At 67.5% G+C, this 13056-nt stretch carries 14 protein-coding genes; 4 read left to right on the forward strand and 10 right to left on the reverse strand.

The genetic code is table 11. The annotated features are described in order from the left end of the window. The first annotated feature begins 7 nt into the window (after positions 1-7). The 3 genes from H7K45_RS28210 to H7K45_RS28220 are packed head-to-tail and all read left to right on the forward strand — an operon-like array spanning position 8 to position 3011. The gene (locus tag H7K45_RS28210; RefSeq protein ID WP_263999477.1) at positions 8-1201 is read left to right on the forward strand and encodes a four-carbon acid sugar kinase family protein; all 1194 of its coding nucleotides are present in this window, start codon (positions 8-10) and stop codon (positions 1199-1201) included. Further along, positions 1198-2223, forward strand: a complete 1026-nt coding sequence (gene pdxA / locus H7K45_RS28215; RefSeq protein ID WP_263999478.1) for a 4-hydroxythreonine-4-phosphate dehydrogenase PdxA — start codon at positions 1198-1200, stop codon at positions 2221-2223. Before H7K45_RS28210 ends, pdxA begins: the two co-directional genes overlap by 4 nt. A gap of 11 nt (positions 2224-2234) precedes the next feature. After that, positions 2235-3011: a DeoR/GlpR family DNA-binding transcription regulator gene (locus H7K45_RS28220; RefSeq protein ID WP_263999479.1), complete on the forward strand. Its 777-nt coding sequence runs from the start codon at positions 2235-2237 to the stop codon at positions 3009-3011. A 14-nt stretch (positions 3012-3025) separates the two neighbouring features. Here the strand turns inward: H7K45_RS28220 and H7K45_RS28225 are convergent, their stop codons facing one another. The 9 genes from H7K45_RS28225 to prfB are packed head-to-tail and all read right to left on the reverse strand — an operon-like array spanning position 3026 to position 10922. Then, a complete protein-coding gene (locus H7K45_RS28225; protein ID WP_263999480.1) occupies positions 3026-4057 on the reverse strand; it encodes a tetratricopeptide repeat protein in 1032 nt (343 codons plus the stop codon). Then, positions 4054-5286: an ATP-binding protein gene (locus H7K45_RS28230; RefSeq protein WP_263999481.1), complete on the reverse strand. Its 1233-nt coding sequence runs from the start codon at positions 5284-5286 to the stop codon at positions 4054-4056. Before H7K45_RS28230 ends, H7K45_RS28225 begins: the two co-directional genes overlap by 4 nt. Positions 5287-5336: 50 nt before the next feature. After that, positions 5337-6182: an EamA family transporter gene (locus H7K45_RS28235; protein ID WP_276070684.1), complete on the reverse strand. Its 846-nt coding sequence runs from the start codon at positions 6180-6182 to the stop codon at positions 5337-5339. A gap of 8 nt (positions 6183-6190) precedes the next feature. Next, the gene (smpB, locus tag H7K45_RS28240) at positions 6191-6688 is read right to left on the reverse strand and encodes an SsrA-binding protein SmpB (RefSeq protein ID WP_263999483.1); all 498 of its coding nucleotides are present in this window, start codon (positions 6686-6688) and stop codon (positions 6191-6193) included. A 2-nt stretch (positions 6689-6690) separates the two neighbouring features. Next, entirely contained in the window at positions 6691-7587 is an 897-nt protein-coding gene (gene ftsX, locus H7K45_RS28245) for a permease-like cell division protein FtsX (protein ID WP_263999484.1), read from the reverse strand. Then, entirely contained in the window at positions 7588-8277 is a 690-nt protein-coding gene (gene ftsE, locus H7K45_RS28250) for a cell division ATP-binding protein FtsE (protein ID WP_263999492.1), read from the reverse strand. A 41-nt stretch (positions 8278-8318) separates the two neighbouring features. Further along, entirely contained in the window at positions 8319-8849 is a 531-nt protein-coding gene (locus H7K45_RS28255; RefSeq protein WP_263999485.1) for an Rv3103c family proline-rich protein, read from the reverse strand. After that, positions 8846-9817, reverse strand: coding sequence for a mechanosensitive ion channel family protein (locus H7K45_RS28260; protein ID WP_263999486.1), 972 nt, complete (start codon positions 9815-9817; stop codon positions 8846-8848). The genes H7K45_RS28255 and H7K45_RS28260 overlap by 4 nt, the downstream gene beginning before the upstream one ends. After that, positions 9807-10922, reverse strand: coding sequence for a peptide chain release factor 2 (gene prfB / locus H7K45_RS28265; RefSeq protein WP_263999487.1), 1116 nt, complete (start codon positions 10920-10922; stop codon positions 9807-9809). Before prfB ends, H7K45_RS28260 begins: the two co-directional genes overlap by 11 nt. Positions 10923-11031: 109 nt before the next feature. Between prfB and H7K45_RS28270 the strand changes: the two genes are divergently transcribed. Further along, entirely contained in the window at positions 11032-12402 is a 1371-nt protein-coding gene (locus H7K45_RS28270; protein ID WP_263999488.1) for an FAD-dependent oxidoreductase, read from the forward strand. Here H7K45_RS28270 and H7K45_RS28275 read toward each other — a convergent pair. Further along, entirely contained in the window at positions 12393-12797 is a 405-nt protein-coding gene (locus tag H7K45_RS28275) for a PPOX class F420-dependent oxidoreductase (protein WP_263999489.1), read from the reverse strand. The two genes, H7K45_RS28270 and H7K45_RS28275, sit on opposite strands and share 10 nt — an antisense overlap. Between the last annotated feature and the right edge of the window lie 259 nt (positions 12798-13056).

A 13056-nucleotide genomic window follows, 5' to 3' on the forward strand; every position in this document is an offset into this window, starting at 1 on the left:
GAATCACATGACGAGTGACGTGGCATGTCGTCGTCCCGTCGCCATCCTCGCCGACGACCTCTCGGGCGCCGCCGAAGCCGCCAGCGCCTTCCTCGGGCGACTGTCCGCACCAGCTCTGCATCTCGGACCAGCTGACGTCCGCTTCGACGGCGTCACGGTCGTCGACCTGAACACCCGGGCCTTGGCGACGACGCACGCGCAGAACGCGCTCCGCAGCGCACTCGAGGCCATCCCGTCCGACGCACTCGTCCTCGCGAAGGTCGACTCGCTGTTACGAGGTCACGTCGGTCCGTGGGCCGAGGTACTCGCCGAGCGGGGCCCGGTCGTCGTCGCCGCGGCGTTGCCCGCGCTGGGCCGCACGGTGCGGGCCGGCGTCCTGCACGTCGAGGGCGTGCCCCTGCACCAAACCCGAGCCTGGCACGCCGAACTCTCCTCGCCCCCAGCCTCGTTCGCCGACCTGTTCGCCGACCACCCGACGGTCACGACGAGCCCGACCGCCAATTTGGCCGACAGCCTCCGACAGGCGGCCGCCGGCGGGCGGATAGCCGTATGCGACGTCGCCACGGACGCCGACCTCGACCTCGTCCTGGCAGCGAGCCGGTCGATTCCAGGCGTCCAGTTGATGGGCACGTCGGCTCTGGCGGCCGCCGTGGCACGAACGCTGCCCACGGGCACCGACGGCGTCGCACCACGACGCGAATCACCGCTCTTGCTCACCGTCGTCGGCACCGCCGAACCCGTTGCCGTCCAACAGGTGACCGAACTGGTGAGGACGGGCACCCGGCATCTCGCCCTCGACGCCGACGACCTGCTCGACGGCCTCGCCGATCCCGGCGACCTCGCTCGGGCCCTCGAGGACGGTTCGGTAGTCCTCACCGTCGCCAGCGCCGTGCGACCGGACCGAACCGACGCCGTGTCGGTCGCCTTGGCCCGATTCGTCGCGGCCGGTCAGAGCCGGCGAAGACCCGATCTGATGCTCACCGGCGGCGCCACCGCCCGCGCCGTCGTCGACGCGATCGGACTCACCACGCTGCACCCGGTGGATCAGGTCCACCATGGCGCCGTCGTCTCCGTCGCGTCCGACGGACGCACCGTGGTCACCAGACCGGGAAGCTTCGGAGACCTGTTCAGCCTCACCGACATTGCTCGCCATCTCGCCGAGCCACTCACCGTCCGCACCCAACCGAAGGCACTGACATGACACTCCTGACACGAACCACTCCCCTACCCGTCGTCGCGGTGACCATGGGTGACGGCGCGGGCATCGGACCGGAGGTCATCGTCCGCGCCCTTCTCGACGAGACGGCCATGGGCTTCTGCGCGCCGGTCGTCATCGGCGACGCCGCTCGGTTGACTCAGGCGGCGGACGTCCTCGGCCTCGACGCCGACGTCGTCCGCGTCGACGGCGTCGCCGCCGCCGAGCAGGCACCGGGTCGGATCAACGTGATCGACCTCGACCTGCTGCCCGCCGACCTGCCGTGGGGTCAGCTCTCGGCCGTCGCCGGTCATGCCGCCTACGAATACCTCCGTGTGGCAGCCGAACTCGCGGTCCGCGGTGACGTCCAGGCGATCTGCACCGCGCCCCTGAACAAGGAAGCCCTGCACGCCGCGGGGCACGTGTTCCCGGGACACACCGAGCTGCTGGCACACTTCACGGGCATCGACGAGGTGTCGATGATGCTGTCGACGCCCAAGATGAAGGTCATCCACGTGACGACCCACATCGGGCTGATCGACGCGGTGGCGCGGATCGAACCAGGCCTGGTCGAGCGCACCATCCGCCGCGGCCACGAGGCGCTGGTGCGTTCCGGGGTGCCCCAGCCCAAGATCGGCGTCTGCGGAATCAACCCGCACGCCGGCGAGAACGGATTGTTCGGCTACGGCGAGGAAGAGGAGAAGATCATGCCCGCAGTCGAACTCCTGGTGGCCGAGGGAATGGACATCCACGGCCCGCTGCCCGCCGACACCGCGTTCTTCCTCGCCGGGCGCGGTGACTACGACCTGATCGTGGCCATGTACCACGACCAGGGCCACGGGCCGGTGAAGGTGATGGGGCTCGAGTCGGGGGTGAACATCACCGTCGGCCTGCCGGTGATCCGAACTTCCGTCGACCACGGCACCGCTTTCGACATAGCCGGCAAGGGAATCGCCGAGGCCGGTAGCATGGTGGAGGCGCTGCGGCAGGCAGCTGAAATGGCAAGCACCACAATGAGTGTCGAATAGGAAGCGGCGACATGGCGGTACGTGGGTCACAGGCGCGTCGCGCCGAGATCGTTCATCTCGCGCGGTCGAGCGGCCTGGCCAGCGTCGAAGAGCTCTCGGTTCAGTTCGGGGTGACGGCCTCCACCATCCGCCGCGACCTCGGACAGTTGACGTCGGAGGGCCTCATCGCCCGAACCTACGGCGGCGCCATCGCGCTGGACCCCCAGCCGGAATCCTCCCTGCGCCAACGTGCCCTGGAGGGTTACCAGGCCAAGCACGACATCGCCCGGTGGGCCGCGACGCAGGTGCAACCCGGTGAGACCGTGCTGCTCGATGCCGGCACCACCGTTGGCGCGATGGGCGAATACCTGTGCGACGTCGCGGGCTTGACCGTCGTGACCGCTGGTCTGACCGCACTGGAAGCGCTCGCCGACGCCGACGACGTCCGCGTCGAGTGCATCGGGGGAACGCTGCGCCATCTCAGCCAGGGTTTCGTCGGCCCCATCGCCGAAGCCAGTTTGCAGCGGCTGACCTTCGACCGTGCGTTCCTCGGGGCCGACGCCGTCAACGCCGAGCTGGGCATCTGCGAGGCCGAGCTCGAACAGACCCGGCTCAAGGAGATGATGATCGAGCGGGCTGGCACCGTCTACGTCCTGGCACATGCGAACAAGCTGGGCGGTCGGCCGTTCCACGCGTGGGCTCCAATTCCACCGGGGACGACGTTGATCACCGACGACTCCGCGACCGACGCGCAGACCGGGCCCTTCACCGCGGCGGGCCTGTCCGTGGTCCGCGCCCCCCGGTCCTAGACGCCCGCGGGCGTTCAACCGCCGGCGAACCGCCCGACCAACGTCATCACGACGGCGCCGAACAGCAACACCGGGCCGCAAATCTCGACGACCGTCAAACCCGTGCTGACGACTGCGAGCACGCCAAGCGGTATCGACACGATCAGCAGCATCGCCCGCGCGGCGAGGGTCCGCTGGGCACGAAGCACCGACCGCCACGTCCGGCTCGGCACCACTTGGCTGAGCCATGCCGCGTACACCGCCAACGCCAGGGTGCACACGCCGACGGCGATGCGGTGACCCACATCCGGGGTGGTGCCCTGACCCACCGCGGGAATGCTGATGACGATCACCCATCCCAACAGCAGCACACCTACGGTGGCCAAGCGGAGCAGGCGGGCCAAGGCGATGCCGATGTTGCGGCGGGCCAGGTCGCCGAGCTCCGGATCGAGCCGGGCGGCACCCATGAACCCGCTCAGTGCCGCCGACCACTTGCTGCGGGCGAGGCGGTTGACGCCGATGTTGTGAACGGCCGACGCGTTGGCCGGATCCAGGTGCAGCGCTTGCTCGTACGCCTGCGTCGACTCGTCGGTTCGACCGAGCCGGGCCAGTATCTGGCCGCGTAGGACGTGGCTGTCGGCGCTGGCGGGGTTCAGCCGTAGCGCTTCGCCGATCACCACGAGGGCGTCGTGGGGACGGCCGACCTTGGTTAGCATCTCGGCGTAGACGAAGTGCGCCAGGGGATCGTGCGGCTGGGCGGTGACGCCACGCCACGCCATGTACATCGCCTGCTCCACCCAGCCCGCACCGTCGAGGGCCACGGCATAGATCCGCATGGCGAAGCCGTACTCGGGCGAAATGGTCAGTGCCGCAAAGGCATTCTGAGTGGCGGCGGCATGCTGCCCGGCGAGCACCTGCACCCGGGCCAGATTGGCCAGCAGCACCGCGTCGTCGGGGGACGTGACGAGGGCGTCCCGGAGCACCTGCTCGGCGCGGTCGAGATTTCGGGCGTCGGCGTACGCCGTGGCGAGGGCGACCACGCCGTCGGTGTCCCCGCCAGCGGTCAACGCATCTTCTTGCGGCGCAGGTAGTTCGCCAACTCGTCATAGGTGCCGTCACCGTTGGCGAATTCGACGACGTTGCGCGCGGTGTCGAACCACGGGCCGGCGCTGGGCCGGATCTGCTTGAGCGCCGCGTCGACGTCGTTCATCCGGACCGGACGCACCTCCCCCGCGCGCAGCGAGTCCGCCATCGCGAGTTGCGTCGCCGTGTCGCAGACGTGGGCGATGTCGGCCCCGGAGAAGCCGTCGGTCCGCTTCGCGACCGCAGCGGGGTCGATCCGTTCGACCGGCCGGTCCCTCAGGTTCATCCGCACGATGGCGGCGCGCGCCTCGGCGTCGGGCAGCCCGACGAAGATCATCCGGTCGAAGCGGCCCGGCCTGCGCAGCGCTGGATCCACGTCCCACGGCATGTTCGTCGCCGCCAGTACGTACACGCCGTCGTTGGACGAGGTGGCCGTATCCAATTCGGCGAGAAGCGCATTGACGACGACCCGTAGGCCCGAACTGTTGCTCAGCGCCGCCCGACGCTGGCCAAGTGCGTCGACCTCGTCGAAGAACAGGACGCATGGCGCATTGCGACGGGCGGTGTCGAAGATGCGGTTGAGCGCACGCTCGCTGTCTCCGAGCCAATGCTGCAGGACGTCGGCGATGCCGACGGCATAGAAGTTCGCCCCGAGCTCACCGGCCACGGCCCGGGCCAGGTACGTCTTCCCGCACCCCGGCGGGCCGTACATCAGCAGACCGCCGCGGGCGTTCACCTTGTAGGCGCGCATCAGCTCGGGATTGCGGATGGGACCCAGCAGGGACACCTCGAGCCGCTGCTTGACCACCTGCATGCCCGCGACGTCGGCGAGGGTGACCTCGCTGCGCCGGACCACGTCGACGTCGGCGTCGTCGATTCCGTCGGCGATGTCACCGTCGCCGTCGACGAAGGCGGGACCGATGATGTCGGACACTTCCTCCTCGGCGGCCGACCAGTTGAACTCCGGTGTCGGACGTGGCGCGGCCGCCTCGGGCACGCTCCCCGCGGCCAAACCGGCGGTGCAGCGCTGCAACAGGCTCAGCGCCGCCGCGTTGGTGGCGTCCTGCGCCAATGCCGCGCTGCAATGGGTGAGGGCCTCGGTGAAACTGCCCTTGGCGAGCAACAACTCGACGAGGTGGAGCCGCAGTTCGACGGCGTCGGGAGCCCGTTCGACGGCGGCGGCCAGTTCCCGGATCACGGCGTCGCTGGCCATTCCCCACCCCCTCCGCTCGGCGCACGTCCGATCGTACTGATTGCCCAGGACTACCCCGCGGTGATCAAGCCGACCGCGACGACTGCCAGCACCATTCCGGCCGCCTGCCACCGCGTGATCCTTTCCTTGAGCACCGTCAACGCCAGCAGCACGGTGCCTGCCGGGTACAGCGAGACCAGGACACTGGTCAGCGACAGCATCGAGGCGTGCAGCGCCAGAAGCACCGACACGTTCGCCACGGTGTCGAGCACGCCGGCCGCCAGCGCCAACCTCAACGGCACCCCCGTCGGGGCGCGCAGGCTGCCCGCCGTCGACGCGATCGCGACGACCATCAGACTCGCCGACAGCCGGGCGAACACCAGCGGCCACAGCCCCGCGTCCGGTGGCGACTGGTCGATCAGCACGAAGTTCAATCCGAACGCCAGGCCCGCGCCGAGCGTCAGCCACGCCACCTTCGCCGTGAACCGGTGCGCGGTCGAATCCTCGTCGCGCACTTCCCGGCTCACCAGCACCACCGCGACCAGCGCCAGTCCAATGCCGGTATAGGCGAGCGCGCTGGGCCGCTCCCCCAACGTCACGCCGGCGACGACGGGAACACCGGCGACCAGCACCGCCGTCAGCGGTGACACCAGAGACATCGGGCCTGCGCCGAGCGCCGCGTAGAACCACCACACTCCGAACGCCTGGCTCAGCCCACACAGGGTGCCCCACAGCACCGCCGGGGGCGACACGTGTCCGCCGACCATGGTCGACAACGCCGTGAGCAACACCAGCGCCACCGGGTAGGACACCAGCACCACGCGGAGCGCGTCGACCCGCCGCGACGCCATCCCGCCGACGAAGTCGCTGACGCCGTAGCCGACTCCGGCCAGAAGCGCGAGGGCCGGACCCGTCAGGGGCCCGGTCACATGCCCTTGGAGCGCCTGCCCAGTTCGCGGATCACTTCCCTGTCGGCATCGCGCTTGGCAAGATCCTGGCGCTTGTCGTGGGCTTGCTTACCGCGAGCCAGGGCGAGCTCGACCTTGACCTTGCCGTCGAGGAAGTACAGCGACAGCGGCACCAGCGACAGGTTGCCGTCCCTGATCTTGCCGATCAAATTGTCGATCTGAGTGCGGTGCAGCAGCAGCTTGCGGTTGCGCCGCGGTGAGTGGTTGGTCCACGACCCGTGGTGATACTCCGGGATGTGCAGGTTGCGCAGCCACACCTCGCCGTCGTCGACGGTGGCGAAGGAGTCGGCCAGCGAGGCCTGCCCCTCGCGGAGGCTCTTGACCTCGGTGCCCATCAACGCCACGCCGGCCTCGAACGTCTCCAGGATCGAATAGTTGTGCCGCGCCCTGCGATTGGTCGCGACGACCTGGTTGTTGCGGTGCTTCTTGACCTCCGCGGCCGACTTCTTGGCCATCGCTAGCGCCGGACGTACAGCCGCAGGGTGACGTAGGCCGTGATACCGGACATCGCCAAGCCGAGGAACAACATGATGGGCGCGCTGAAGTAGAGGACGTCCTTGTAGTCGACCTCGGCGATCAGGTTGGCGTCGTAGAACTGCTTGAGGGCCTTCTCGAGGAACAGCGCCCGCACCAGGATCAGCCCCCCGATGGCGATGACCACGCCGATGAGGGCGGCCAGCATCGCCTCGACGAGGAACGGCAGCTGGGTGTACCAGCGACTGGCGCCCACCAAGCGCATGATGCCGATCTCCGTTCTTCGGGTGTACGCGGCCACCTGAACCATGTTGGCAATCAGCAAGATTGCGCCGACGGCCTGGACGAGGGCGATGGCGAACGCCGCCGCACTCAGCCCGTCGAGCACCGCAAAGAGCCGGTCGATGAGGTCCTTCTGGTTGAGCACGTTGAGCACGCCGGGTTGCGTTCTCAGCGAGTCGTCGAAGTCCTTGTGCTGTTCGGGGTCGTCGAGCTTCACCACGAATGATGCGGGAAAGGCGTCCTTGCCCGCAACGTCTTTGTACTGCGGGAACTTCTTGATCGCGTCGTCATAGGCGTCGCTCTGGTTGAGGAACCTGACCGACTTCACGTCGGTGCGGTCCTCGATCTTCTTCCGCACCGCCTTGCAGGGATCCCCGTCGCACGACGGGTCGTTCGCCGAGATGTCGTTGGTCAGGAACACCTGGCTCTCGACGCGGTCCAGATAGATCCCCTTGGAGCTGTCGGCCAAGCGGACGACGAGCAATCCGCCGCCGAACAGTCCGATCGAGATGGCGGTCGTCAAGATCATGGCGACCGTCATGGTGACGTTGCGACGAAGCCCTGTCAGGACTTCGTTGACGAGAAAGCCGAAGCGCACTTACCGATCCATTCCATAGACACCGCGCTGTTCGTCGCGGATCAGTCGTCCCAGCTCGAGCTCGATGACTCGCTGGCGCATCGAGTCGACGATGTGATGGTCGTGGGTCGCCATCAACACCGTGGTCCCGGTGCGGTTGATCCGCTCGAGCAGATCCATGATGTCCTTGCTGGTCTCGGGGTCGAGGTTGCCGGTCGGCTCGTCGGCCAGCAGCACCAGAGGCCGGTTGACGAACGCCCGCGCGATGGCGACGCGCTGCTGCTCACCGCCGGAGAGCTCACTGGGCAGGCGGTTGGCCTTGCCCGACAGTCCGACCATCTCCAACACGTCGGGTACTACCCGGCTGATGACGTCGGAGCGCTTGCCGATCACTTCGAGCGCAAAGGCGACGTTCTCGAACACCGTCTTCTGCTGTAGCAGCCGGAAGTCCTGGAACACACAGCCCAGAACCTGCCGAAGACCGGGGATGTGCCGGCTGGACAGCTTGTTGACGTGGAACTTCGACACCTGGATGTCGCCGTGCGTCGGGGTGTCCTCGGCGAGGAGCAGACGCATGAACGTCGATTTGCCCGATCCGGACGGCCCGATGAGGAAGACGAACTCACCCTTTTCGATCTTGAGCGAGACGTTGTCCAGAGCTGGCCGTGCCGAGGATTTGTACTGTTTGCTCACGTGGTCGAGGGTGATCATCACGGCACGCCAGTGTAGCCGTGCCTCCTCCGGGGGCCGGACTACCCGGGGGCCGGGGGCGGCAGCACGGGCAGCGTGACGCCCGGCATGATCACCGTCGTCGTCGCCGTCGAGGTGCCCGAACGGTTCGGGACGGGCTGCCCCGGCGACGTGATCGGCGTCTGCGTCAGAGTCGTCGGAGGCTGCGGTCCCGGCCCGTCGGGATCGACGACGGTCGTCGCCGTCTCGGGCGTGCTCGTCGTCGGCGTCGCGGCTTCGCTGGTGGTCTCAGTCGGGGTGGTCGTCGTCTCCGTCGTCCTGGTGGTCGTCGGCGTGCTGTAGGTCGTCCTCGGCCGCGTCGTCTCGACATTGGTGCGCGGCACCCAGGTGTACTCCGGGTCGGGTACGTACCCGGGCGGCACGACCTGTTCGGCGGCGGGCGGCGTCGGGGGTGGTGGTGCGTAGGTGGAGTGCAGCCACCACGTGAAGCAGAAGGCGACGATGAGGGCGGCCGTCGACGTCCTGACCCGACCGCCGGGCAGGTAGGCCGGCCACTCGCGTCCCTCGCCCGTCTTGCGGAACGTGAACTTCACTTGCCGTCACCCCCGGCCGCGGGATCTTCGGCGATGGCCGAGGTCGCCGTCGGCGACAGCGCACCGACCGTCGGTGCGGACTCGGCCGGGCTCGCGATGCCCGCGCGCCTCAGCGCGGCGACGACGAGGACGCGCAGCTGCCTGCCGACCTCGAACTGCTTGCCGGGCAGCGTGCGGGCAACCATTCGAAGGTTGACGGTGTCCAGCTCGATGCTCTCGACGCCCATCAGCTGCGGCTTGTCGAGCATCAGCGCCGCCATCTGATGGTCCTTCATCGCGTCGTCGCACACCTTGTGCAGAACGTCGTTGACCTTGTTCAGGTCGGCGCTGGTCGGCACGGGGATGTCGACCACGGCCCGGGCCCAGTCCTTGGACTGGTTGACGGTCTTGACGATCTGACCGTTGGGAATGGTGAACACCTCGCCCTCGCTGGAGCGCAGCTTCGTCACTCGCAGCGTGACGTCCTCGACGGTGCCCTCGGCAGGCAGCGCGATACCCGCGACCGTCAGCGCGACCAGGTCACCGAAGCCGTACTGCTTCTCGGTGATGATGAAGAACCCCGACAGCAGATCCTGGACGACGCGTTGCGCGCCGAAACCCAGGGCGGCGCCCAAGACCGCGGCCGGCGCCACCAACGACCCGACCGGTATCGCGACGATGTCGGTGATCTCCACGATGACCATGACGCACAGCAGCGCGATCGTGACCCAGGAGATGACCGAGGCCACGGCCTGGCGGTGCTTGGTGGTCTCCGAGCGCACCAGCGCGTCGCTCTCGCGGAAGTCGGCGTCGATGCGGCGCGTGATCTTGCGCGCCGTCCACTGGACGAACCTGGCCGCGAGGATGGCGGCGAGGATCAGCATCACGATCCGAAGACCGCGGGTGATGATCCATTCGCCGATGTCGCCGCGCCAGAAATCGTGCCAACTGTCGGCCCAACTCAGTGCCAAGAATGTGTTAGTCGTCATCTTTCCTATTGCGCCAACGGATGCCTGCTTCCAGGAACCCGTCGATGTCGCCGTCGAGTACTGCGGCCGGATTCCCAACTTCGAAGTCGTTACGCAAATCCTTGACCATTTGATAGGGGTGCAGGACGTAGGAGCGCATCTGATTGCCCCAGGAACTGCCGCCGTCGTTCTTCAGCGCGTCCATCTCCGCGCGCTCTTCGAGCCGTTTGCGTTCGAGCAGCTTTGCCTGCAGAACGCGCATCGCAGACACCTTGTTCTGCAACTGCGACTTCTCGTTCTGGCAAGTCACGACGATACCGGTGGGAATGTGGGTCAGTCGAACGGCCGAGTCGGTGGTGTTGACCGATTGGCCGCCGGGACCGCTGGAGCGGTAGACGTCGACGCGCACGTCGCCGTCGGGGATGTCGATGTGGTCGGCGGTGTCGACGACGGGGAGCACTTCGACGTCGGCGAAGGAGGTCTGCCGCCTGCTCTGGTTGTCGAAGGGGCTGATGCGCACCAAGCGGTGCGTGCCCTGTTCGACCGAGAGCGTGCCGTAGGCGTACGGCGCGTGCACCGCGAACGTGGCGCTCTTGATGCCGGCCTCTTCGGCGTAGGAGGTGTCGAAGACTTCGACGCCGTAGTCGTGCTTCTCGGCCCAGCGGATGTACATCCGCATCAGCATCTCGGCCCAGTCGGCGGCGTCGACGCCACCGGCACCCGATCTGATGGTCACGACCGCCTCGCGCTCGTCGTACTCCCCCGAGAGCAGGGTGCGAACCTCCATGGCCGCGATGTCCTCGCGCAGCTTGGCCAGCTCGGCGTCGGCGTCTTCGAGGGCTTCGGCGCTGCCGGCGCCCTCTTCTTCGGCCGCCATCTCGTAGAGCACCGGGAGGTCTTCGAGGCGCTGTCGCAACTCTTCGACGCGGCGCAGTTCGCTTTGCGCGTGGGAGAGCTCGCTGGTGACCTTCTGGGCATTGCCTTGGTCGTCCCACAACTTCGGGTCCGACGCCGCGTCCTCCAGCGTCTTGATGCGGTCGCGGAGGCCGTCGACGTCGAGCACGCGCTCCACGGTCGTCAGAGTCGTGTCGAGCGCGGTGATGTCGTCTTGCCGGTCGGGATCCACGGGAGATCAGGTTACCGACCGCCGCCGAACCTCATGCTCGACTCCACCTCGGCGGTCTAGCATCGGCTTGGCACCTGGCTCCATCGGCTTCCTCTTGGAGGGCTAGTACATGCGTCCGTACCACGTGGCGATCGTCGGATCCGGCCCATCTGGTTTCTTTGCCGCCGCCTCGCTGCTGAAGTTCGCGGACTCGACGGTCGATTCCGATCAGTCCAGGGACGTCCGGGTCGACATGTTGGAGATGCTGCCCACGCCGTGGGGTTTGGTGCGCTCCGGCGTTGCCCCCGACCACCCGAAGATCAAGACCATCAGCGCCCAGTTCGAGAAGATCGCCAGCGACCCTCGCTTCCGATTCTTCGGCAACGTCCGGGTGGGTGAGCACATTCACGCCGAGGAGCTGGCCGAACGCTACGACGCGGTGATCTACGCCGTGGGAGCCCAGGCCGATCGTCCGCTGGGCATCCCGGGCGAGGACCTGGCGGGCAGTGTCGCCGCCGTCGACTTCGTCGGGTGGTACAACGCCCACCCGCACTTCGAGGAGATGACGCCGGACCTCTCGACCGGGCGGGCCGTGGTGGTCGGCAACGGAAACGTGGCGCTCGACGTCGCGCGCATCCTGGTCAGCGATCCCGACGCGCTGGCCAACACCGACATAGCCGACCACGCCTTGGAGTCGTTGCATGCCCGTGGGGTCGAAGAGGTGGTGGTGATCGGTCGCCGGGGTCCCCTGCAGGCCACGTTCACCACGCTCGAGTTGCGCGAGCTCGGCGACCTCGAGGCGATGGCCGACGTGGACGTGGTCGTCGACCCGGCGGACTTCGCCGACATCTCCGAGGACGAGCTGGAGGCGGCAGGAAAGACCGTTCGGCAGAACGTCAAGGTGCTCCGGGGGTATGCCGACACTCCCCTGCGAGGGGCCAAGCGGCGCATCGTGTTTCGGTTTCACACCTCACCGGTCGAGATCCGGGGTGACGGGCGGGTGTCCTCGATCGTGCTGGGGCGCAACGAATTGGTCGACGAGGGTGGCCGGTTGGTGGCCAAGGACACCGGCGCACGCGAGGATTTGCCCGCTCAGCTGGTGGTCCGTGCCGTCGGATACCGGGGCGTACCCACGCCGGGCCTGCCGTTCGACGAGCGGTCGGCGACCATTCCGCACACCGACGGCCGCGTCGACGGCACCACCAATTCCTATGTGGTGGGCTGGATCAAGCGCGGTCCGTCGGGCGTGATCGGGAGCAACAAGAAGGATTCGGCGGCCACGGTCGAGACGCTGCTAGCCGACCTCGCAGGCGCCGAATTGGGTGACGCCCCGGAGGACACCGTCGACTGGCTGCTGTCCCGTCAACCTCACCTGGTGACGAACGACCACTGGAAGCTGATCGACGCCCACGAACGCAACGCCGGTGGGCCGCTGGGTCGGCCGCGGGTGAAATTGAGCAACGTGGCGGAGTTCTTGCGGATCGGGCACCCTCAGCCCTGAGGTGAACTCACCGAATCCGCCTCGATGGTGATCACGACGCGGGTCTCGTTCGGGTTGCCGCTGAAGTAGGGATACGGCGTCCCGAGGTACTTCTGAGAGATGTCGTCGATGCTCTCGCGTCCGCCCTCGGTGGTCGTCTTCACCACGCGCCCACGTACGGCGTAGTAGCCGTACACGTTGTCGGGGTCGACGACGTTGACCGCGACCCTGGGGTCACGGGCGATGTTCCGCGCCTTCTGCATGCCGTCGACGATGTTGACGACGATGTTGGTGCCGTCGGTGGTGACCCACGTTTCGGTCAGCTGAGGCGACCCGTCGGGCATGAGGGTGGCGATGAAGCACGGACTGGGCTTGCGGAGAAGGTCGATCAGACCTTCGGGGAGTGGTTGCGGCATGGACTTGTCATATGTCATGTCTCAGGACATGGGTGACAGTTCTGCATCAGGACATTGGTGACGTTTCGGGTGGTCTTGGTGGTGACACTTCTGCACCGAGGCTGCGGGGGTGGCTGTCAATGAACCCATCGATCCCGTGTCCGGCTGGCGATCTCGCAGTGGCCCGATGACGCGCCGCGGGGTGCGGTCTCGACGTTCTGCGCCGAGCACGGCATCTCAAGAAAGTCGTTCTACGCGTTACGTAAGCGCGCGATGGACG

The sequence above is a fragment of the Mycobacterium yunnanensis genome (genome assembly GCF_025823185.1).
Taxonomy (GTDB): domain Bacteria; phylum Actinomycetota; class Actinomycetes; order Mycobacteriales; family Mycobacteriaceae; genus Mycobacterium; species Mycobacterium yunnanensis.

Excerpts from the sequence above, each read along its gene's own strand:
- pdxA (WP_263999478.1), top strand. The coding sequence starts at position 1,198 with ATGACACTCCTGACACGAACCACTCCCCTACCCGTCGTCGCGGTGACC.
- H7K45_RS28275 (WP_263999489.1), bottom strand. The coding sequence starts at position 12,797 with ATGCCGCAACCACTCCCCGAAGGTCTGATCGACCTTCTCCGCAAGCCC.
- H7K45_RS28230 (WP_263999481.1), bottom strand. The coding sequence starts at position 5,286 with ATGGCCAGCGACGCCGTGATCCGGGAACTGGCCGCCGCCGTCGAACGG.
- H7K45_RS28260 (WP_263999486.1), bottom strand. The coding sequence starts at position 9,817 with ATGACGACTAACACATTCTTGGCACTGAGTTGGGCCGACAGTTGGCAC.
- ftsE (WP_263999492.1), bottom strand. The coding sequence starts at position 8,277 with ATGATCACCCTCGACCACGTGAGCAAACAGTACAAATCCTCGGCACGG.
- smpB (WP_263999483.1), bottom strand. The coding sequence starts at position 6,688 with ATGGCCAAGAAGTCGGCCGCGGAGGTCAAGAAGCACCGCAACAACCAG.
- H7K45_RS28210 (WP_263999477.1), top strand. The coding sequence starts at position 8 with ATGACGAGTGACGTGGCATGTCGTCGTCCCGTCGCCATCCTCGCCGAC.
- H7K45_RS28220 (WP_263999479.1), top strand. The coding sequence starts at position 2,235 with ATGGCGGTACGTGGGTCACAGGCGCGTCGCGCCGAGATCGTTCATCTC.
- H7K45_RS28270 (WP_263999488.1), top strand. The coding sequence starts at position 11,032 with ATGCGTCCGTACCACGTGGCGATCGTCGGATCCGGCCCATCTGGTTTC.